We start from the raw sequence: 17,271 nt of genomic DNA, 5'->3' as shown, positions 1-17,271 counted from the left end.
TGTTGAAATGAATAGGATGTTGCATGACCGATCACGCTTTGTTGCTGGTCAATCTGGGTTCGCCTGCTTCTACTCAAGTGGCAGACGTGCGCAGCTATCTGAACCAGTTCCTGATGGATCCTTATGTGATCGACCTGCCATGGCCCGTGCGCAGGCTGCTGGTCTCGCTGATTCTGATCAAGCGGCCCGAGCAGTCCGCACACGCCTATGCGTCCATCTGGTGGGATGAAGGTTCGCCCCTGGTGGTGCTGAGCAAGCGTCTGCAGCAGGCGATGAAAAAGGAGTGGTCGCACGGGCCGGTCGAGCTGGCCATGCGTTATGGCGAGCCGTCCATTGAAACGGTGCTGACGCGGCTGGCAGAGCAGGGCTTCAAGAAAGTCACCCTGGCCCCGCTGTACCCGCAGTTTGCCGACAGCACGGTGACCACGGTCATCGAAGAAGCCAAACGGGTGGTGCGCGCCAAATCGTTGAAGATGCAGTTCTCGGTTCTGCAGCCGTTCTACGATCAGCCCGAGTACCTGAGTGCGCTGGTGGAAAGCGTGCGGCCGCATCTGGAGCAATCTTATGACCATTTGCTGCTGAGCTTTCACGGTCTGCCTGAGCGGCACTTGCACAAGCTCGACCCGACCGGCAAGCATTGCCTGAAGGACGACTGCTGCATGACCGCACCCGCCGAAGTGCTCGCGACCTGCTATCGCGCGCAGTGCATACAGTCGGCGGCGGCATTCGCCAAGCGTATGGGCATTCCTGACGGCAAGTGGTCGGTGTCGTTCCAGTCACGTCTGGGGCGCGCCAAGTGGATCGAACCCTACACCGAAGCGCACCTGGACGAACTGGCGGCGAAAGGCGTCAGGAAGCTGTTGGTCATGTGCCCGGCATTCGTGGCTGATTGCATCGAGACGCTGGAAGAAATCGGCGACCGCGGTGCCGAGCAGTTCAAGGAGGCGGGCGGAGAGGAACTGATCCTCATCCCTTGCCTGAACGACGATCCCAACTGGGCGAAAGAGCTGAACAGGCTGTGCGAGCGTGCGCCGTTGATGTTGTGACAAGCAGAAAACCAAAGGCGGACGCAGAGCGTCCGGAAGTGCATGCCCACGCGGAGCACTCATCGTTATATATAAGTTCGCTTTTGATTCTGGCCGAAGGCCGTAGGAGCGAACTTGTTCGCGAAATGGCCGGTATAGTCGCCAAAAATGCAGCGCCTAAAACATCGTCTTCGCGAACAAGCGAAGCGTCGCCCGGTCCGCTCCTACGCCGTGCGGGCAGAGGCCTGAACGCCGCCATTTTCCAGGCTTTTCAGGGCTGCGTATAACGATGAGCACGGAGCATGGGCACGATAGTGGTCCTGCAGACGTCTCTCGTTCCCCACGCTCAAGTCTTACGGCAACTGATCATCCAGTTGCTTGTTCTTCCAGCTGTCATTGCCCGGCAGGATCAGGTTCAGGACAATGGCAGTCACGGCGCACAGGGCAATGCCTTTCAGGCCGAAATCGTTCGGGCCGTTGCCGGTGCCGATCAATACGCCGCCAATCCCGAATACCAGAGTGACCGAGATGATCACCAGGTTGCGCGCTTCGGCCAAGTCGATCTTGTGGCGGATCAGGGTGTTCATGCCCACCGCTGCAATCGAACCGAACAGCAGGCACAGAATGCCGCCCATTACCGGCACCGGAATGCTCTGCAGCAGCGCCCCGAACTTGCCGATGAACGCCAGCGTAATGGCAAAGAACGATGCCCAGATCATGATCTGCGGGTTGTAGTTCTTGGTCAGCATCACCGCGCCCGTCACTTCGGCGTAGGTGGTATTGGGTGGGCCGCCGAACAGACCGGCAGCAGTGGTGGCGATGCCGTCGCCGAATAGCGTGCGATGCAGGCCCGGCTTTTTCAGGTAGTCGCGTCCGGTCACGCTGCCCACTGCAATCACCCCGCCGATGTGCTCGATGGCCGGGGCCAGAGCGACCGGTACAATGAACAGAATCGCCTGCCAGTTGAATTCCGGTGCAGTGAAGTGCGGCAAGGCCAGCCAGGCGGCGTCAGCGATTTTTTTGGTATCGACCACACCAAAGTAGAACGACAGCGCGAAGCCCACCAGCACGCCGGAGATGATCGGCACCAGACGGAAAATGCCTTTGCCGAACACCGCCACGATCAGCGTGGTCAGCAAGGCCGGCATCGAAATCAGCATGGCGGTCTGATAAGGAATCAACTGCGCGCCATCGCCGGACTTGCCCATCGCCATGTTGGCTGCAATCGGAGCCATGGCCAGACCGATCGAGATGATGACCGGCCCGATCACCACGGGAGGCAGCAGGCGGTCGATGAAACCGGTGCCCTTGATCTTCACGGCCAGGCCGAGAAAGGTATACACGAAGCCTGCCGCCATGACGCCGCCCATGGTCGCGGCCAGACCGAACTGGCCCTTGGCGAGGATGATCGGGGTGATGAAGGCAAAGCTCGAGGCCAGAAAGACCGGCACCTGACGCCCGGTGACGATCTGGAACAGCAGCGTGCCCAGGCCTGCGGTGAACAGTGCCACGTTCGGATCGAGCCCGGTGATCAGCGGCATCAGGACCAGCGCGCCAAAGGCCACGAAGAGCATTTGCGCGCCGGATAGAATCGTGCGCCACAGTGGATCGTTGAACTCCTGCTGCGTCATCGGGTTACGCGTCCTTCTGCTTGGTGCCGAAAATCTTGTCACCGGCATCGCCCAGGCCCGGAATGATGTAACCGTGTTCGTTCAGACGCTCATCGATGGAAGCGGTGTAGATCATCACGTCCGGGTGCGCTTGCTCTACGGCAGCGATGCCTTCGGGCGCAGCGACCAGAACCATGGCGCGGATTTCCTTGCAGCCAGCCTTCTTCAGCAGATCGATGGTGGCGACCATCGAGCTGCCGGTGGCCAGCATCGGGTCGATGATCATCGCCAGACGCTCGTCGATTTCCGGGACCAGTTTTTCCAGGTACGTGTGCGCCTGCAGGGTTTCTTCGTTGCGGGCCACGCCGACCGCGCTGACCTTGGCACCCGGAATCAGGCTGAGCACGCCGTCCAGCATGCCGATACCGGCGCGAAGAATCGGCACGACGGTGATTTTCTTGCCCGCGATCTTCTCGACTGACACCGTACCGGCCCAGCCTTGAATGTCGTAACTTTCCAGGGTCAGGTCGGCCGTGGCTTCATAGGTCAGCAGCGCGCCGACTTCCTGAGCCAGTTCACGGAAGTTCTTGGTGCTGATGTCGGCGCGGCGCATAAGGCCGAGCTTGTGGCGGATCAGTGGGTGACGGATCTCACGAATGGGCATGGGGAAAGGCTCCAGCGGGGCAAAAATCGGTCTAGGTTAATCTATTCAGCTGTTACTGTCTTAAAGCACGTGCAGTATCGTTACGAAGCTTCGACGTTCGCGGCTTTTGCAAGACACTCGCAACGTTAGTCCAGAATCGCTTGCTCTGGCTTGAACGGATGCGTACCTTTGCCCGCTTTTCTCAAACTGCTTTACCTGGAGAGCGTCATGTCCGCTGATCTCGAGCATATCCGTCAAGTCATGCGCGAAGCTGACTGCCTGTACACCGAGTCCGAAGTGGATGCGGCCATTGCCCGCGTCGGCGCGCAGATCAATGCCGAACTGGCCGAGCGCAATCCTGTTGTGTTCTGCGTCATGAATGGCGGCCTGATTTTCTCCGGCAAGCTGCTCACCCACCTGAACTTCCCGCTGGAAGCGTCCTACCTGCACGCAACGCGCTATCGCAACGAAACCACCGGCGGCGATCTGTTCTGGAAAGCCAAGCCGGAAGTCTCGTTCATGGACCGTGACGTGCTGATCATCGATGACATCCTCGATGAAGGTCACACCCTGGGCGCCATCATCGACTTCTGCAAACACGCCGGTGCCCGCGCTGTGCACACTGCCGTGCTGATCGACAAGGACCACGACCGCAAGGCTCGCCCGGACCTGAAAGCCGACTACGTCGGCCTGCCGTGCATCGATCGTTACATCTTCGGCTTCGGTATGGATTACAAAGGTTACTGGCGTAATGCTGCCGGTATCTATGCGGTCAAAGGGATGTAAGGCATTCTGACGACCGCTTCTGCGAACAGGGGCGGTCGTCGATTGGCAATTATATGGAAACCCTCAATGAAGCTACTGATTCCCGGCGCTGTGGCGTTGGTGCTGTTGTCTGGTCTGGCAGTTGCCGCACCTGCTGCGCCGGTATCGGCCAGCCCCATGCACGATCAATACCTGCCGCCTGACGATCTGAGCCTGCGCGAAGGTGTGCCTGAACAGCAACAGTTGATGCGGGTCACCGAATACACCATCGTTGCCGGTAACCAGCGGCAGTCGAGTCAGCAGCCGATTCCGGTCACCTCGCCCTTGTCGCTGCGCCTCAAGGGCAAGTCGCTGAACAAGGGTGCGTCCATCTCCCAGGTGCTCGTGCACTTCGACGGCGGTGATAGCAAAAGCCTTAAAAAGTCGACCTATGATGAGCTGTCGAGCACGTTGACGCTTTATTACCCGCTGTCCCAGTACCGCGTGCTGGTGGACTTGCTGCGCAACGAGAAGGTCTATTGCCAGTTCCTCAGTTATGCCAACGGGCACATCTGGGCTGATCTGCACACCACCTCTGCACGTGCGCGTTGAGCGCGGCGCTCGCCGGAGGGTAAACTGCCCGCCCGTGAAAGTGTCTGCGACCTGCTGGAGCCTGTAATGCGTAAAGATAAGAAGCAGTTGATTGGCGATGAGATCGGCGATGAGCAGATCAAACTGTTCCTCAACTTCGAGCCGTATGATGCTAGCTCGCCGTCGCTGCACAAGCTGATCAAGGCCTACCGTGGGCTGCGCATCAACGATTTCGAACGCTTTCTGGTGTTCTTCAAGGAAGCGGGCCATGACTTTGATGGCAAGGACGAGCATGGCAACGACTTCATCGCCCTGATCAAGGATCAGCGCAATGCTGATGAATACATCGAACTGATCGAGAAAGCCCGTACGTAATTGCCGTTTGACTGTCGTGCCAATGCTCCGCATTGCCAGAGCTGGACGCAGAGCGTCCGGAACTGCATTCCCATGCGGAGCTCTCAGTCGTTATACACACGTCCTAGAGCGCCCGGAATAACGGGCTTCCGAGCTTCTGCCCAGAGGGCGTGGGAGCGAACTTGTTCGCGAAGACGGTGTTTTAGTCGATGCATTTTCGGCGATTATACGACCCCCTTCGCGAACAAGTTCGCTCCCACGGCCTTCGGCCAGAATCAAAAACAGACTTGCGTATAACACTGAGCGCAAAGCGTGAGGACGAACGCTGCAGTTATTTGCGCGCCTGATACGCCTTGCCGTAATGCCGCTCCAGTCGTGACTGCAACAACTCCAGCCCGATCGACATGATCCAGTACAGCACCGCTGCGGTGGTCAGCATTTCGATGTATCGATAGCTGGAGCGGCCGTAAGACTGGGCCAGAAACATCACTTCCCAGACGCCCATCACTGAAATCAGTGAAGAATCCTTGAGCATGGAGATGAACTGGTTGGTGGTCGGCGGAATGATCGTGCGCATGGCCTGGGGCAGTGTGACGCGCCAGAAGATCTGCGCCGGGCGCAATGCCAGGGCCAGTGCGGCTTCACGTTGTCCTGCAGAGACGCCGATGATGCCTGCACGGAAAATCTCGCTCAGGTACGCCCCGTAGTTGAGCGACAGCGCGATCACTCCCGCCGTGATGGCTCCGGGCACGATGCCGAGTTGTGGCAGACCGAGATAGATCAGCAGGATCTGAATCAACAATGGCGTGCCGCGAAAGAACGAGGCGTAAAAGCTGGCGATGCCGAACGCCACCGCGCTGCTGGAAAGCCGCGCGAGTGCCGTGACAAAGCCGAGTGCGACCGAAACCACGATCGAGCACACCGACACGAATAATGTCAGCGCCGCGCCCTGCAGAAAGCCGTTGGGGGCCAGATGCAGCCCGATCAGGTTCGGCAGCTTGTCGAGGATGATCGACAGCTTCAGGTCGAAGCTCAGGAAGAAGCCGGCGAACAGGACGAACATGACCAGCCAGGTCAGGTAAAGCCGTGTGCGGAAGCCGAAAACTCGCTTGAGCAGGCTCTGTTCGGCCTGCTCGGGTGGGCGCTGGGGCTGAAAGGAAGTCATTTGCTGATGTCAGCACCGATCCACTTTTGCGACAGCTTGCTCAGGGTGCCATCGCTCTTCAGTTCGGCGAAGACTTGGCGAACCTTGGCGTCCCATTCCGGATCGTCTTTTTCGATGGCCACCGAGTTGGGTTCTTCATACAGCGGCTCGCCTGCCAGTTTGAAGCGCTTGTCCTGATCCAGGCGCGGTTTTGCGGTCACCAGATTGGTAAGTATCGCGTCCAGCCGCTTGCCGGCACCCAGCCCGAGGTCTTGAAAGGCCACGTTGTCGTTGTCGTAGGGAGCGATCTGCACGTCTTCGAACGGGTACTGCAGTGGCTTGTCTTCGGCGCCATCGATAACCAGATTCTTGTTCAGGTAGCTTTCGTAGCTGGAGGCGCTGGTCAGGCCGACCTTTTTGCCGCTCAGGTCCTTGGCCGAATGGATACGATCATCCGTGGCGTTGACCACGATCACCGCAGGCGAGGCGTAATACTCCACCGGGAAATTGAACACTTCGGCGCGGGCCTTGCTCGGCGTCATCGAGCAGACGCAGATGTCATAACGGCCGCTCCAGTGGCCCGCGGCGATCACGTCCCAGGAGGGCGTCTCGAGGCGCAGTTTGACGCCCAGCTTTTGCGCCAAGGCCTTGGCGACGTCGACATCGAAGCCGTCCAGTTCATTCTTGTCATTCAGGAAAGAGAAGGGCGGGTAACTTTCCATCAGAACGTTGACCAGCTCTTTGTTTTTCTGCACGCGATCCAGCGTGGCGCCGGCCAGAACTTGCGTGGAGGCCGCCAGAGTAACCAGGCCGATGCCCAGCAGAGCGCGATAGTTCACAGATATCCCCTGAAAAAGTGTTTGTAGTTTGATGAAAGGGCCGTATTAAATACGTTATACAAGACTGACTCATAATGAGTTTTTTTCATATACATATAAGCAGATCACATATGAAGCAAGGCACAACTGTAATTCTCGATGGCGGCATGGGCCGTGAGCTGCAGCGTCGCGGAGCCCCGTTTCGCCAGCCTGAATGGTCGGCGCTGGCATTGAGTGAAGCGCCCGAAGCGGTGAGTGCGGTGCACGCCGCTTATATCGAAAGTGGTGCTCAGGTCATTACCAGTAACAGCTACGCCGTCGTGCCGTTTCATATTGGCGAAGAGCGTTTTGCCCGCGAAGGTCAGGCATTGGCAGCACTGGCCGGGCAACTGGCGCGCGAGTCGGCCGATGCCTCTGGCGGACGCGCCCGGGTGGCCGGCTCCATTCCGCCGCTGTTCGGTTCCTATCGCCCTGACCTGTATCAGCCGCAACTGGCTGCCGACGTTCTGAAACCACTGGTTGCCGGGCTGTCGCCGTATGTCGACCTGTGGCTGGCCGAAACCCAGAGCTGCATTCTCGAAGCGCAGACCATCCGCGCCGGGCTGCCCAATGACGGTAAACCGTTCTGGCTGTCGTTCACCCTGCAGGATGAGGACACTGACGAGGTCCCGCGTCTGCGCTCAGGCGAGCCGGTCGCCGACGCCGCCAGGGCTGCCGCAGCAATGGGCGTCGCCACGCTGCTGTTCAACTGCAGCCAGCCAGAGGTGATCGGTGGCGCAATCGATGCGGCCCGTGAGGTGTTCACGTCGCTGAACGTCGACATTGCCATCGGCGCGTACGCCAACGCCTTCCCGCCGCAACCCAAGGACGCCACCGCCAACGACGGCCTGGACGAGCTGCGCGAAGACCTTGACCCGCAGGGCTATCAGCAGTGGGCGGCAGACTGGGTCAAGCGCGGCGCCACGCACATTGGCGGCTGCTGCGGGATTGGCCCGGAGCACATTGCCGTACTGTCCAGAAGCCTCTGACCGGCGCCTGAAATAAACGCAATAAAAAGCCCCGTGGCTATTAAAGGCTCACGGGGCTTTTTGTTACAGCACACCAGCAGTTTGGTCAGGCGAAGCTGTGTTCCTGGCTGCTTTTCTCGACCAGTTCCAGCGCCTCGTCGTTCTGCGCGCTGATGCGCTCATAGAGCGGCGCATCGGTTTCGAGGATCTTCTCCCGGGCCGGGAAAATCTCTTCGAGCTTGGTCGCCCATTCCGTGCGGGTTTTCTCCGGGAAGCAGCGCTCGAGCAGTTCAAGCATGATCGACACAGTCACCGAAGCGCCGGGCGAAGCGCCGAGCAGTGCGGCCAGCGAGCCATCCTGCGCAGAGACCAGCTCGGTGCCGAATTGCAGCACGCCGCCTTTTTTCGCGTCTTTCTTGATGATCTGCACGCGCTGACCGGCGATTTCGAGACGCCAGTCTTCGGCTTTCGCTTCCGGATAGAAGCGGCGCAGCGATTCCAGGCGTTGCTCCATCGATTGCATCACTTCGCTGACCAGGTACTTGGTCAGGTCCATGTTGTCGCGCGCCACCGCCAGCATCGGTTTGATGTTGGCCACGCGGACCGACAGCGGCAGGTCGAGGTACGAGCCGTGTTTCAGGAACTTGGTGGTGAAACCGGCATAAGGTCCGAACAGCAGGGACTTCTTGCCATCGACCACGCGGGTATCCAGATGCGGGACGGACATTGGCGGCGAGCCAACGGCAGCCTGGCTGTAGACCTTGGCCTGGTGGTGTTTGACCACTTCCGGGTTGTCGCAACGCAGCCACTGGCCGCTGACCGGAAAGCCGCCAAAGCCCTTGCTTTCTTCAATGCCCGACAACTGCAACAGCGGCAACGCTGCGCCACCGGCACCGAGGAACACGAACTTGGCATCTATCTCACGCGTGCCGCCGCCATTCACGTCCTTGACGCTGACGGTCCAGCCAGCACCGTTGCGTGTCAGGTTGGTCACCCGGCTGCGGTACTTGATCTGCGTCCCTGGAGCGCTGGTCAGGTGGCCGAGCAGTTGGTTGGTCAGCGCACCAAAGTTGACGTCGGTGCCGTTCATCATCCGCGTTGCAGCAATTTTTTCGTCCGCAGGCCGACCAGGCATCATCAATGGCATCCACTCGGCCAGCGTTGCCTTGTCCTCGGTGTATTCCATCGAAGAGAAGGCGTGATGCTTGCTCATGGCTTCAAAACGGGTCTTGAGGAACGAGACGCCTTTTTCGCCCTGCACGAAGCTCAGGTGTGGAACCGGGTTGATGAATGATCGGGCTGAACCAAAGGTGCCCTTGCGTGCCAGGTAGGCCCAGAACTGTTTCGAGACTTCGAACTGGGTGTTGATGTGCACCGCTTTCTTGATGTCGATGGAGCCATCAGCCGCAGGCGGCGTGTAGTTCAGCTCGCACAGACCGGCGTGGCCGGTGCCGGCGTTGTTCCACGGGTTGGAACTCTCCGCAGCACCGGAATCCATCAGCTCAACGACTTCCAGCGTGATGCCGGGGTCGAGCTCTTTTAGCAATACCGCCAGAGTGGCACTCATGATGCCCGCTCCGACCAGTACTACATCAACTGCTTCGTTATGCGCCATTAACGCGTCTCCAAAATCTGCAGCACCAAATTGACGGCATACGATCCTGAGGCTGGTTGCCAGGTGTTCGTGGGCTGAATCAAGCGTCTACCCTCGTTTGCCTGGCCAGGATCGCCTCACCGATTCTTCGCAATTTTTCGCATCCAAAGCGCAGGTCCCGGTCAGGCCCGGTCATGGTTCATCAATGCTTCATGAACGCATTTCCAAGCCTGCGAGGCCATTCGACCATCGTCAGGGAGCCCCTTTTGCAACGGGCGCCTGTCGATGGCGTCAGGCTCCGGTCATGGAGGCGCAGTCGCGGTCAGTCCTGTTCAAGAGAGCCGGTTCAGACGCTGATGGTGCATTTACAAACGCGTACCTATTCATTTGCTCGCCACACTCTTGTGAAGTAGTGAAACCCGTTTTTCACGTCCTTTTGGGAACGCGAACCAAACCTCGAAATGGCTGCGATGACAGCGCTGGCAGGTCAGGCGCATAAAGAGTGAGGCGCTGGCCGGCGAGAAAGGTTCGATATGATTCGAGCATTCTTCACCTTTCATCGAGCACACTCGTGCGCAAATGACCTGTGTGGGCGGCTCTCTGTGGGCATTACGAAGGCGCTAATACGGCGATTAGCAGTGCTGCGAGGCCCGATCAGGAGACGTCCTTATAATCGGGGGGAGATTATAGCGATGAAATGGCAGGAATTGATCGCTTTAAATGACTTTTATTCGCTCCCCGGTCAGGCGGTGAGCAACTGGCCGCGCGTTGAGCGTTCGCTACGCTGCGTCATGCGTGCGCTGGCGGGCAGTGGCTGATTCAGCCAGCTGAGCCGTTGCTCGGTCACTTCAACCCATTCCACACCGGTAGGACGTTGTGCGCAGTGTTTGAACGCACGGCAGACGCCCGCCTGATCGATACGCGCGTAGTGGCGATGCTGGGGACGTGCAGTGAACAGAGACCGGAACAGATTCATGGCGCAGCTCCTGTGACGTGAATGAGCGTCTGTGCGATGGAGGCGAGTCTGCCGTGTGGATGTGACGCGCTGATTACACCGTGCCGGATGAATCTTGCCCTGCGTTGCGGCGTGAACCCCGATGCGTGGAAAATGTCCGAGGCTTAACGGTCAGTGGCCTCTGGTTAGCGGCTGTGACAGGCCGCTATACTGCGGCTCATTCAGTGTCTGGCCCATGGAGAAATGAGCATGCTGCGTCGCATTTTGTTCGGTTTGCTTGCTGTAAGCAGTTTGACCCTGGTGGGCTGTGCCCACAGCCCACAACAACTCAGCCCTACGCCCAAGCTCAATGCGCAGTTGGCGGCGGTAGGGCGTGGTCAGCCTGTGGTGGTGCGTGTCGTCGACGGCCGTCCTGGGCCGACGCTGGGCACGCGCGGTGGCATGTACCCGGAAACCAGCGCAATCAGCGTCACCGGTGCCGACATCGTTCCCAAGCTTCAGGCTCAGGCTGAAGCCGCCGTACGCCTGCTGGGCTTTACACCGACCCAGGGCGGCAGCGCTCCGCAGTTGACCGTGACCCTGGCAGACCTGAAGTACCAGTCGCCGAAGGAAGGTCTGTACGTGACTGAAGCCACCATCAGCTCGACGTTCCGCGCTGACGTGCGCAATAACGGCCGCACCTACAGTGGTCGTTACGCCGCATCGCTGGACCAGCGTTTCGGTATGGCGCCGAATCAGGAAACCAACACCAAGCTGGTGAGCGACGTGTTGAGCGACGCACTGACCCGCGTCTTCCAGGACCCGACCATCGGTTCGACCCTGTCGCAGTAAGCATGCGATAAAAAAAAAGCCCGGCCCCTGTTGAAGGGGCCGGGCTTTTTGCTGTTCAGGGTTTGCTATCAGGCTGCCTGTTGGTAAAAGTCGAGGAAACTCAAACCCGTGTCCTGATCCAGATCCGGCAGATCATGATGAACATGCCCGCCCAGTGCACAGTAGACCAGCCAGTGGCGGTCCTGAACATTGAAGGCCAGGCCATCGATCAACTCCTGCTGCTCATCGCTTGGGGCAATGAGATAAAGGCGATCCTGATTTTTTGCATGCAGCATGACAAGCTCCAAAGAGAGGGAAGTCCGTTTCTCGAGGAGCCACACAATGCAGGTGAAGTATGACGCTGGGGTGACAGCGGCAGAGAATTGTCGTGCAGGATATTTCGGGGGGGCATGACCACGCGTAGCCTGGGCATGATACGTGCTCGCCCGCATACCTGTCGTTTCTCACGCTCCAGCGTGGAAATGCCTTGGGTGACGCTATGCGTCAAGGCGCGTTGACGCGCTCCAGACTGGACCCAGAACGTCCAGAAGTGCGTACCCACGCGTAGCATGGGCACGATAGGCGTTCCAGGTCTTAAAGCGCCAGCCCTGCCTTGACGCGGTACTGGTTGCGCACCGGGGTCGCGTATTGCTGAATCATGTAAGGGCGGTGCTCGATCGGCGTGCCTGCCAGGCGGGTTTCCCACTCTTCCCTGGCGCGCTCAAGCTCATCGGCCGGGAACAGCGCTTCAGCCTTCGGCACTTCAAGCGCCGGATCGGCGTCGTTCCACTGCGCGTACGCCAGGTAATGCACCGGGAACAGCCGATAGCCGCCGAGAATCTGCCGATCCATCTCGATGGCCAGTTGCTTGGTGTCCTCGAAATGCTCGGTGATCGGCGGTGCGAAGTTCACATGCACACGGCCTTTATAGCCGGTGATCCCCAGGGCAATGCTCACGTCGTCTTCGCCCGGCGTCTTGGTGTAGGCGCCGGTTGTCGCACGAATGTACAGCTCGCGGGCCTTGGCGCTGTCGCACGGATCATACTCATAGCTGATCGACACCGGGATCAGGTTCAGCGAACGAATCACGTCGCCAAATGGCTCATCCTTGCGGCTCATGTGGAACATCTTGAGGATCGCCGACTCGGTACGGTCGTCACCGTCCTTGGCGCGGCCTTCGGCCTGAGCGATCCAGATCGACTGGCAGTCTTGGGTGATCGAGTGATTTATGTACGCCGACAACAATTGATAAGCCGCCATTTTTTCGCGCCGCCCGGTGATCGAGCGGTGCACGATGAAGCTCTTGTTCAGACGCATCAGGTCGCTGACGAATGGCTTTTGCAGCAGGTTGTCGCCAATCGCGATGCGTGGTGTGGGCAGGCCTGCGTGGTACACGGCGTAGTTGACGAACGCCGGGTCCATGACGATATCGCGATGGTTGGCCAGAAACAGGTAGGCGCTACCGGACTTCAGCTGTTCGACGCCGGTGTAGGTGACCCCGTCGGTGGCGCGTTCGATGGTGTGGTCGACGTAATATTCGACTTTGTCCTGCAGTGTGGCCACCGAGTCGATACCGGCAAACTCGCGGCGCAGCTTGCGCGCCAGGGTTGGCTGCAGCAGCCAGCCGAATGCGCCTGCCAGGCGTGGAAAGCGGAATCGGGTCAGAATGGCGAGAAAGGCTTTGTCGCTCAGCAGACGTGCCAAGACGGCGGGGACTTCTGCATCGTTGTAAGGTCGGATGGCATCAAATTCGCCCATCATGCTCTCTTGTTTGAATCGAATAGGGTAAAAAGAAGACGGATTTGTTAAAACTGCCTTCTGAAGAATGGGTCAATTATACGCATAACTGATCCCGGAGACCGTGATGCAGGAATTACAGAGTTACGACTGCCCTTATTGCGGCGAACCTGTCGAAGCCGTACTGGACCTTTCCGGCGGCGATCAACAGTACATTGAAGACTGTCCGGTCTGTTGCCGCCCGATCGTTTTCGACCTGCAGACCGACGGCGAAGACTGGAATCTGGACGTTCGCAGCGAGAACGAGTGATGCAGAAGATCTACGAGCCCGAGAACCTGATGGAGGCCGAGTTGCTGCTGGCAATGCTTGCCAGCGAAGGCATCAACGCGCATCTGGCCGGTCGCGATCTGCTCGGGGCGATGGGCGAGCTACCGGGGCTGGGGCTTCTGGCACTCAAGGTCGAAGATGCGCAGGTCGCGCGCGCACGAGCGTTGATCACTGCGTACAATAGCGCTTCGCCCCTGTCTGGCGATGAGCCGGACGACTTCCCCGATGTACTGGTGTGCTGAGCACCTTCAAACGAGTCTGATTAGCCCCCATGTGTGGACGCTACGCCCTGTTTCGCTGGACCCCTGCCTTTGCCGCCTTGCCCGGTTTTCCTGCCGATCAGCAGGCGCAATGGAATATTTCGCCAGCCGACTGGGTGTTGATCATGCGTGCCGCCGAAAACGCGGACGGTATCGAACTGGTGCGCGCGCGCTGGGGCCTGACCCCGGCTTGGCTCACCGACCTGTCGAAAACGCCTGCCCACGCCCGCGCCGAAACCGTGGCCGAGCAGCCGATGTTTCGCGATGCCTTCACCCATCGCCGCTGTCTGCTCCCCGCCAACGGCTTTTACGAATGGCGTGGCACGGTGCGCAAGCGTCCTTTCTGGCTGACGCCGGGGGAGGGCGCCGCGCTGTTTTTCGCCGCGATCTGGGAAGCCTATCCGGTGCAGGGGCATACCTACCTGAGCGTCGCGGTGGTCACCCAGGCGGCTGCGACCCAGCGTCGGCCGTTGATTCTGGATGCCAAGGGTCAGAAAGACTGGCTGGCCGCCGACACGCCGCTGCCGACCCTGCAAGCGTTGCTGGCTGCCCCGCAGACGGCGCTGCGCGAACGGCCTTTGGCCAATCTGGTTAATGATCCGAAGCTGAATGCCCCCGAGTGCCTCACGCCGCTAAGTTAGTAGGGCAAGGCAAAAAACACCGAATCGGACAAATCCGATATCCGCGTTGAAGTACATCTGATACAAACTGGACACACCTGCGGGAACCATCCACCCCTGTCAAAGACCAAGATGCCAGTTTGCCGGTATCTGGCGCAGAGGTCTGCCCCGGGACTGACCGTTTCATACACAAGGAGATACACCATGCGTCCTTCATTTGCCTTCTGTGCCTTGAGCGCTGCGTTGCTGCTCGGCGGGTGTCAGGCAGTCAATACCACGAGTGGCGACTCGGTCGGTGTGGAGCGCAAACAGTACATGTTCAGCATGCTCTCCACGGATGAAGTCAACAAAATGTACGCCCAGTCCTACCAGCAGACCGTTGGCGAAGCGACCAGCAAAGGGGTGCTGGACACCACCAGCGCCAATGCCAAGCGGGTTCATGCAATCGCCGATCGACTGATTGCCCAGGCGCCCAAATTACGGCCGGATTCGGCGCAGTGGCAGTGGGAAGTCAACCTGATCAAGAGCGACGAGCTGAACGCCAACTGTGGTCCTGGTGGCAAGATCATTGTCTACAGTGGCCTGATCGATACCCTCAAACTGACCGACGATGAAATCGCGGCGGTCATGGGCCACGAGATCGCCCATGCCCTGCGCGAGCACGGACGTGAAGCGATGTCCAAGGCATACGGTGTTTCAATGGCCAAGCAGGGCGCAGGTGCCTTGCTGGGATTGGGACAGGACAGCCTGGCGTTGGCAGATACCGTGGTCAACTACAGCCTGACGCTGCCCAACAGCCGCAGTAACGAGAACGAAGCCGATCTGCTCGGTCTGGAACTGGCCGCACGCGCCGGTTACAACCCGAATGCGGCGATCACCCTGTGGCAGAAGATGACCCAGAACTCCGGTGGTTCGCAGCCTGAGTTCATGAGCACTCACCCGGCATCAGAGAGTCGCATCGCTTCGTTGCAGGCTGCGATACCGAAAGTCATGCCGCTGTATCAGAAAGCCGCTAAATCCTGAGTGGATGAGTCGCCCGTAGCGTTGCGAGGGTTTTCGCGACGCTACGGGCCAGCATCACACCCAGCCGCTGACTTGCATTGCCTTGTAAACCGCCACCAGCGCCAGCACGAAGAACGCGCAGGCAGCCAGTCGGCGGATCAGGGTCAGCGGCAGCTTCTCGGCGGCGAAATTGCCCGCCAGCACCACCGGCACATTGGCCAGCAGCATGCCCACCGTGGTGCCCAGAATGACCAGCCACAGATAGGAATACTGCGCCGCCAGCATCACCGTGGCGATCTGCGTCTTGTCACCGATTTCAGCGATGAAGAACGTGATCAGCGTGGTCATGAACGGGCCGAACTTGCGTGCCGTGCTGGCTTCGTCGTCGTCCATCTTGTCCGGAACCAGTGTCCACAGCGCCGTGGCGGTAAAGCTGGCGGCGAGGATCCAGTGCAGCACTGCGTCTGACAGATAACTGCTGAACCAGGCACCTACAGCGCCGGCTGCCGCATGGTTGGCGAGGGTTGCTGCAACGATGCCGGCAATGATCGGCCATGGCTTGCGAAAGCGCGCGGCGAGAACGAGCGCGAGCAACTGCGTCTTGTCACCGATTTCGGCGAGCGCGACCACTGCGGTAGGGACTAAGAATGATTCCAGCATCAGGTTTCCTAAGGGGCGGGTCAACACGGCTATGACACGTACAACCTCCCCGCCCCGGGTAAGGTGTTCGTGTCATAGGTCTTGTCAAACCACCGATCCGTCTGAGCGGATTCCGGGTCGCACGTACCATGGTCTGAGGACCAAGTATGTTGATACGTGCCGGACGAGCATGGCGCTCGTGGGAGACTACTCCCCTAGGACGGAGCGGATTCTGCCTCCGCGAAAACGTTTCGGCAAGTGCTTATTTCAGGGGCGTTTGGCGCTGTAGATTTTGAAACCGTTGCCCTGCGCCCTGACTTCGCACTGGCCGACGTGCTCTTCGATCAGCGGCTGATAACGCAGGAAGTTATTCGCCACCAGGCGCAGTTCGCCGCCTGATTTGAGATGTTGGCGTGCTTTTCTCAGCAAGTTTTCCGTTGCCATGTAATCGGTATGAACGCCGACATGGAACGGCGGATTGCTCAGAATGGTGTTCAAACCCATCGGTGCTGCGTCGATGCCGTCACCGGTCAGCACTTGGGCTTGCAGGCCATTGGCGGCCAGGGTCAGGCGTGAACTGGCGGTGGCGAAGGCATCGACATCGAGCATGATGACTTCGTTGTGCGGGTAACGACGCTTGATCGCCGCCCCCAGTACTCCGGCGCCGCAACCGAAGTCGAGCAGGTTGCCGCTGGGCAGCTTGTCGATGTTTTCCAGCAACAGGGCTGAGCCACGGTCGAGGCGGCCATGGCTGAAAACGCCGGGCAGGCTGACGACGGTGAGCGGTCCGTCCTGCAATTCGATCTGGTAGGGCCTGGCGAGGCTTTCCAGGCTGACGGCTTGCGGTGCGTGCTCGACGGTGACCTGCCACAGCTGGCAGTGGCGAGCGCTGTCCAGCTTGCGCGCGCGGCCGAAAGGGCTCAGTTGCCTGGCAGCCGCTTCGATGCCGCCACGTTTCTCGCCGACCAGAAACAGCTCGCGTCCAGCCAGTCGCGAGGCCAGTGCATTGAGCAGGTAGTCGGTCAGGTCACGCGCCTTGGGCAGGAACAGCACAGCGGCTTCGAAGTCAGTCTGTGGCGCTTCGACACCGAAATCCACGCGCCCTTCAAAACGTGCGTCCAGAGCCGCCTGATCACCGGCGTGCCAGCACCATCCACGGGCATCCGGCAGTTTTCCGAGCAGGTCATCGGCGGGCAGCCCGACCAACAACAGCGAGCCCTGAAACAGCTCAGCCTGACGGAGTAACACTTCACTGCGCGGGTCCATGGAATGGCTCCTGAAAAAGCGCGCAGTCTAACAGGATATGGGCCAAGAGGACGCGGAGCGTCCAGAACGGCATGCGACGCGGAGCGCCGCACGATAGTTGCGATCGTTCCGCATGCTCCAGCGT

At 59.5% G+C, this 17,271-nt stretch carries 21 protein-coding genes and 1 riboswitch; of the genes, 10 read left to right on the top strand and 11 right to left on the bottom strand.

Features of this window, described 5'->3' with window-relative positions; translation table 11 throughout:
- The first annotated feature begins 23 nt into the window (after positions 1-23).
- The gene (gene hemH / locus JOE34_RS01245) at positions 24-1,046 is read left to right on the top strand and encodes a ferrochelatase (RefSeq protein ID WP_003408660.1); all 1,023 of its coding nucleotides are present in this window, start codon (positions 24-26) and stop codon (positions 1,044-1,046) included.
- 332 nt (positions 1,047-1,378) lie between these two features.
- Here hemH and JOE34_RS01240 read toward each other — a convergent pair whose 3' ends face one another.
- Together JOE34_RS01240 and upp are read right to left on the bottom strand one after the other, a co-directional pair.
- Positions 1,379-2,656, bottom strand: coding sequence for a uracil-xanthine permease family protein (locus tag JOE34_RS01240; RefSeq protein WP_209994997.1), 1,278 nt, complete (start codon positions 2,654-2,656; stop codon positions 1,379-1,381).
- Positions 2,657-2,660: 4 nt separating this feature from the next.
- Positions 2,661-3,299 (bottom strand): uracil phosphoribosyltransferase, encoded by a 639-nt coding sequence (upp, locus tag JOE34_RS01235; protein WP_003346127.1) that lies wholly within the window; start codon positions 3,297-3,299, stop codon positions 2,661-2,663.
- Between the two features lie 207 nt (positions 3,300-3,506).
- Here upp and JOE34_RS01230 point away from each other — a divergent pair, with 207 nt between their 5' ends.
- From JOE34_RS01230 to JOE34_RS01220, 3 genes are all read left to right on the top strand, one after another.
- On the top strand, positions 3,507-4,064 hold the full coding sequence (locus tag JOE34_RS01230) for a hypoxanthine-guanine phosphoribosyltransferase (RefSeq protein ID WP_003421702.1): 558 nt from the start codon (positions 3,507-3,509) through the stop codon (positions 4,062-4,064).
- A gap of 66 nt (positions 4,065-4,130) precedes the next feature.
- Positions 4,131-4,634, top strand: a complete 504-nt coding sequence (locus JOE34_RS01225) for a hypothetical protein (RefSeq protein ID WP_209994995.1) — start codon at positions 4,131-4,133, stop codon at positions 4,632-4,634.
- Positions 4,635-4,700: 66 nt separating this feature from the next.
- Positions 4,701-4,988 carry a PA4642 family protein gene (locus tag JOE34_RS01220; RefSeq protein WP_209994994.1) on the top strand — a complete coding sequence of 96 codons (288 nt, stop codon included), beginning with the start codon at positions 4,701-4,703 and terminating at the stop codon, positions 4,986-4,988.
- A gap of 310 nt (positions 4,989-5,298) precedes the next feature.
- Here the strand turns inward: JOE34_RS01220 and JOE34_RS01215 are convergent, their stop codons facing one another.
- Both JOE34_RS01215 and JOE34_RS01210 read right to left on the bottom strand, forming a co-directional pair.
- Positions 5,299-6,132, bottom strand: a complete 834-nt coding sequence (locus JOE34_RS01215; protein ID WP_003318211.1) for an amino acid ABC transporter permease — start codon at positions 6,130-6,132, stop codon at positions 5,299-5,301.
- Complete coding sequence (locus tag JOE34_RS01210) at positions 6,129-6,950, bottom strand: ABC transporter substrate-binding protein (RefSeq protein WP_209994992.1); 822 nt, start codon at positions 6,948-6,950, stop codon at positions 6,129-6,131. Before JOE34_RS01210 ends, JOE34_RS01215 begins: the two co-directional genes overlap by 4 nt.
- A gap of 110 nt (positions 6,951-7,060) precedes the next feature.
- Here JOE34_RS01210 and JOE34_RS01205 point away from each other — a divergent pair, with 110 nt between their 5' ends.
- Complete coding sequence (locus tag JOE34_RS01205; protein WP_004402690.1) at positions 7,061-7,957, top strand: homocysteine S-methyltransferase family protein; 897 nt, start codon at positions 7,061-7,063, stop codon at positions 7,955-7,957.
- An 85-nt stretch (positions 7,958-8,042) separates the two neighbouring features.
- On the opposite strand, the gene mqo is transcribed toward JOE34_RS01205, so the two are convergent.
- From mqo to JOE34_RS01190, 3 genes are all read right to left on the bottom strand, one after another.
- Entirely contained in the window at positions 8,043-9,551 is a 1,509-nt protein-coding gene (mqo, locus tag JOE34_RS01200) for a malate dehydrogenase (quinone) (protein WP_003346135.1), read from the bottom strand.
- Positions 9,552-9,913: 362 nt separating this feature from the next.
- Positions 9,914-10,090, bottom strand: coding sequence for a hypothetical protein (locus JOE34_RS01195; RefSeq protein ID WP_154635513.1), 177 nt, complete (start codon positions 10,088-10,090; stop codon positions 9,914-9,916).
- A 182-nt stretch (positions 10,091-10,272) separates the two neighbouring features.
- Positions 10,273-10,506, bottom strand: coding sequence for a hypothetical protein (locus tag JOE34_RS01190; protein WP_003318207.1), 234 nt, complete (start codon positions 10,504-10,506; stop codon positions 10,273-10,275).
- Positions 10,507-10,734: 228 nt separating this feature from the next.
- Between JOE34_RS01190 and JOE34_RS01185 the strand changes: the two genes are divergently transcribed.
- Complete coding sequence (locus tag JOE34_RS01185) at positions 10,735-11,316, top strand: YajG family lipoprotein (protein ID WP_003346137.1); 582 nt, start codon at positions 10,735-10,737, stop codon at positions 11,314-11,316.
- A 68-nt stretch (positions 11,317-11,384) separates the two neighbouring features.
- On the opposite strand, the gene JOE34_RS01180 is transcribed toward JOE34_RS01185, so the two are convergent.
- Both JOE34_RS01180 and JOE34_RS01175 read right to left on the bottom strand, forming a co-directional pair.
- The gene (locus JOE34_RS01180; RefSeq protein ID WP_003346138.1) at positions 11,385-11,591 is read right to left on the bottom strand and encodes a hypothetical protein; all 207 of its coding nucleotides are present in this window, start codon (positions 11,589-11,591) and stop codon (positions 11,385-11,387) included.
- Positions 11,592-11,889: 298 nt separating this feature from the next.
- Positions 11,890-13,053, bottom strand: coding sequence for a 1-acyl-sn-glycerol-3-phosphate acyltransferase (locus JOE34_RS01175; RefSeq protein ID WP_209996823.1), 1,164 nt, complete (start codon positions 13,051-13,053; stop codon positions 11,890-11,892).
- 106 nt (positions 13,054-13,159) lie between these two features.
- Here JOE34_RS01175 and JOE34_RS01170 point away from each other — a divergent pair, with 106 nt between their 5' ends.
- From JOE34_RS01170 to JOE34_RS01155, 4 genes are all read left to right on the top strand, one after another.
- Positions 13,160-13,342: a CPXCG motif-containing cysteine-rich protein gene (locus tag JOE34_RS01170; RefSeq protein ID WP_003318204.1), complete on the top strand. Its 183-nt coding sequence runs from the start codon at positions 13,160-13,162 to the stop codon at positions 13,340-13,342.
- Positions 13,342-13,602 (top strand): DUF2007 domain-containing protein, encoded by a 261-nt coding sequence (locus JOE34_RS01165; RefSeq protein ID WP_003318203.1) that lies wholly within the window; start codon positions 13,342-13,344, stop codon positions 13,600-13,602. The genes JOE34_RS01170 and JOE34_RS01165 overlap by 1 nt, the downstream gene beginning before the upstream one ends.
- Before the next feature lie 29 nt (positions 13,603-13,631).
- Entirely contained in the window at positions 13,632-14,261 is a 630-nt protein-coding gene (locus JOE34_RS01160; RefSeq protein ID WP_003365552.1) for an SOS response-associated peptidase, read from the top strand.
- 183 nt (positions 14,262-14,444) lie between these two features.
- A complete protein-coding gene (locus tag JOE34_RS01155; protein ID WP_003346150.1) occupies positions 14,445-15,263 on the top strand; it encodes a M48 family metallopeptidase in 819 nt (272 codons plus the stop codon).
- A 54-nt stretch (positions 15,264-15,317) separates the two neighbouring features.
- Here the strand turns inward: JOE34_RS01155 and JOE34_RS01150 are convergent, their stop codons facing one another.
- Both JOE34_RS01150 and JOE34_RS01145 read right to left on the bottom strand, forming a co-directional pair.
- Positions 15,318-15,902, bottom strand: coding sequence for a TMEM165/GDT1 family protein (locus tag JOE34_RS01150; protein ID WP_003408669.1), 585 nt, complete (start codon positions 15,900-15,902; stop codon positions 15,318-15,320).
- Between the two features lie 22 nt (positions 15,903-15,924).
- A riboswitch (yybP-ykoY riboswitch) is annotated at positions 15,925-16,109 on the bottom strand.
- Between the two features lie 39 nt (positions 16,110-16,148).
- Positions 16,149-17,147 carry a class I SAM-dependent methyltransferase gene (locus tag JOE34_RS01145; protein WP_161421177.1) on the bottom strand — a complete coding sequence of 333 codons (999 nt, stop codon included), beginning with the start codon at positions 17,145-17,147 and terminating at the stop codon, positions 16,149-16,151.
- Positions 17,148-17,271: the final 124 nt, after the last annotated feature.

The sequence above is a fragment of the Pseudomonas sp. PvP028 genome (genome assembly GCF_017832255.1).
GTDB lineage: Bacteria > Pseudomonadota > Gammaproteobacteria > Pseudomonadales > Pseudomonadaceae > Aquipseudomonas > Aquipseudomonas syringae.
The sequence above is the reverse complement of the archived record's forward strand: the minus strand, read 5'-3'. Positions and strand labels throughout refer to the sequence as shown.

Coding starts and splice junctions, on each gene's coding strand:
- JOE34_RS01160 (WP_003365552.1), top strand. CDS start 13,632: ATGTGTGGACGCTACGCCCTGTTTCGCTGGACCCCTGCCTTTGCCGCC.
- JOE34_RS01230 (WP_003421702.1), top strand. CDS start 3,507: ATGTCCGCTGATCTCGAGCATATCCGTCAAGTCATGCGCGAAGCTGAC.
- JOE34_RS01175 (WP_209996823.1), bottom strand. CDS start 13,053: ATGGGCGAATTTGATGCCATCCGACCTTACAACGATGCAGAAGTCCCC.
- JOE34_RS01180 (WP_003346138.1), bottom strand. CDS start 11,591: ATGCTGCATGCAAAAAATCAGGATCGCCTTTATCTCATTGCCCCAAGC.
- JOE34_RS01205 (WP_004402690.1), top strand. CDS start 7,061: ATGAAGCAAGGCACAACTGTAATTCTCGATGGCGGCATGGGCCGTGAG.
- JOE34_RS01225 (WP_209994995.1), top strand. CDS start 4,131: ATGAAGCTACTGATTCCCGGCGCTGTGGCGTTGGTGCTGTTGTCTGGT.
- JOE34_RS01215 (WP_003318211.1), bottom strand. CDS start 6,132: ATGACTTCCTTTCAGCCCCAGCGCCCACCCGAGCAGGCCGAACAGAGC.
- upp (WP_003346127.1), bottom strand. CDS start 3,299: ATGCCCATTCGTGAGATCCGTCACCCACTGATCCGCCACAAGCTCGGC.
- JOE34_RS01240 (WP_209994997.1), bottom strand. CDS start 2,656: ATGACGCAGCAGGAGTTCAACGATCCACTGTGGCGCACGATTCTATCC.
- hemH (WP_003408660.1), top strand. CDS start 24: ATGACCGATCACGCTTTGTTGCTGGTCAATCTGGGTTCGCCTGCTTCT.
- JOE34_RS01190 (WP_003318207.1), bottom strand. CDS start 10,506: ATGAATCTGTTCCGGTCTCTGTTCACTGCACGTCCCCAGCATCGCCAC.
- mqo (WP_003346135.1), bottom strand. CDS start 9,551: ATGGCGCATAACGAAGCAGTTGATGTAGTACTGGTCGGAGCGGGCATC.
- JOE34_RS01150 (WP_003408669.1), bottom strand. CDS start 15,902: ATGCTGGAATCATTCTTAGTCCCTACCGCAGTGGTCGCGCTCGCCGAA.
- JOE34_RS01220 (WP_209994994.1), top strand. CDS start 4,701: ATGCGTAAAGATAAGAAGCAGTTGATTGGCGATGAGATCGGCGATGAG.
- JOE34_RS01185 (WP_003346137.1), top strand. CDS start 10,735: ATGCTGCGTCGCATTTTGTTCGGTTTGCTTGCTGTAAGCAGTTTGACC.
- JOE34_RS01145 (WP_161421177.1), bottom strand. CDS start 17,147: ATGGACCCGCGCAGTGAAGTGTTACTCCGTCAGGCTGAGCTGTTTCAG.
- JOE34_RS01195 (WP_154635513.1), bottom strand. CDS start 10,090: ATGAAAGGTGAAGAATGCTCGAATCATATCGAACCTTTCTCGCCGGCC.
- JOE34_RS01165 (WP_003318203.1), top strand. CDS start 13,342: ATGCAGAAGATCTACGAGCCCGAGAACCTGATGGAGGCCGAGTTGCTG.
- JOE34_RS01170 (WP_003318204.1), top strand. CDS start 13,160: ATGCAGGAATTACAGAGTTACGACTGCCCTTATTGCGGCGAACCTGTC.
- JOE34_RS01155 (WP_003346150.1), top strand. CDS start 14,445: ATGCGTCCTTCATTTGCCTTCTGTGCCTTGAGCGCTGCGTTGCTGCTC.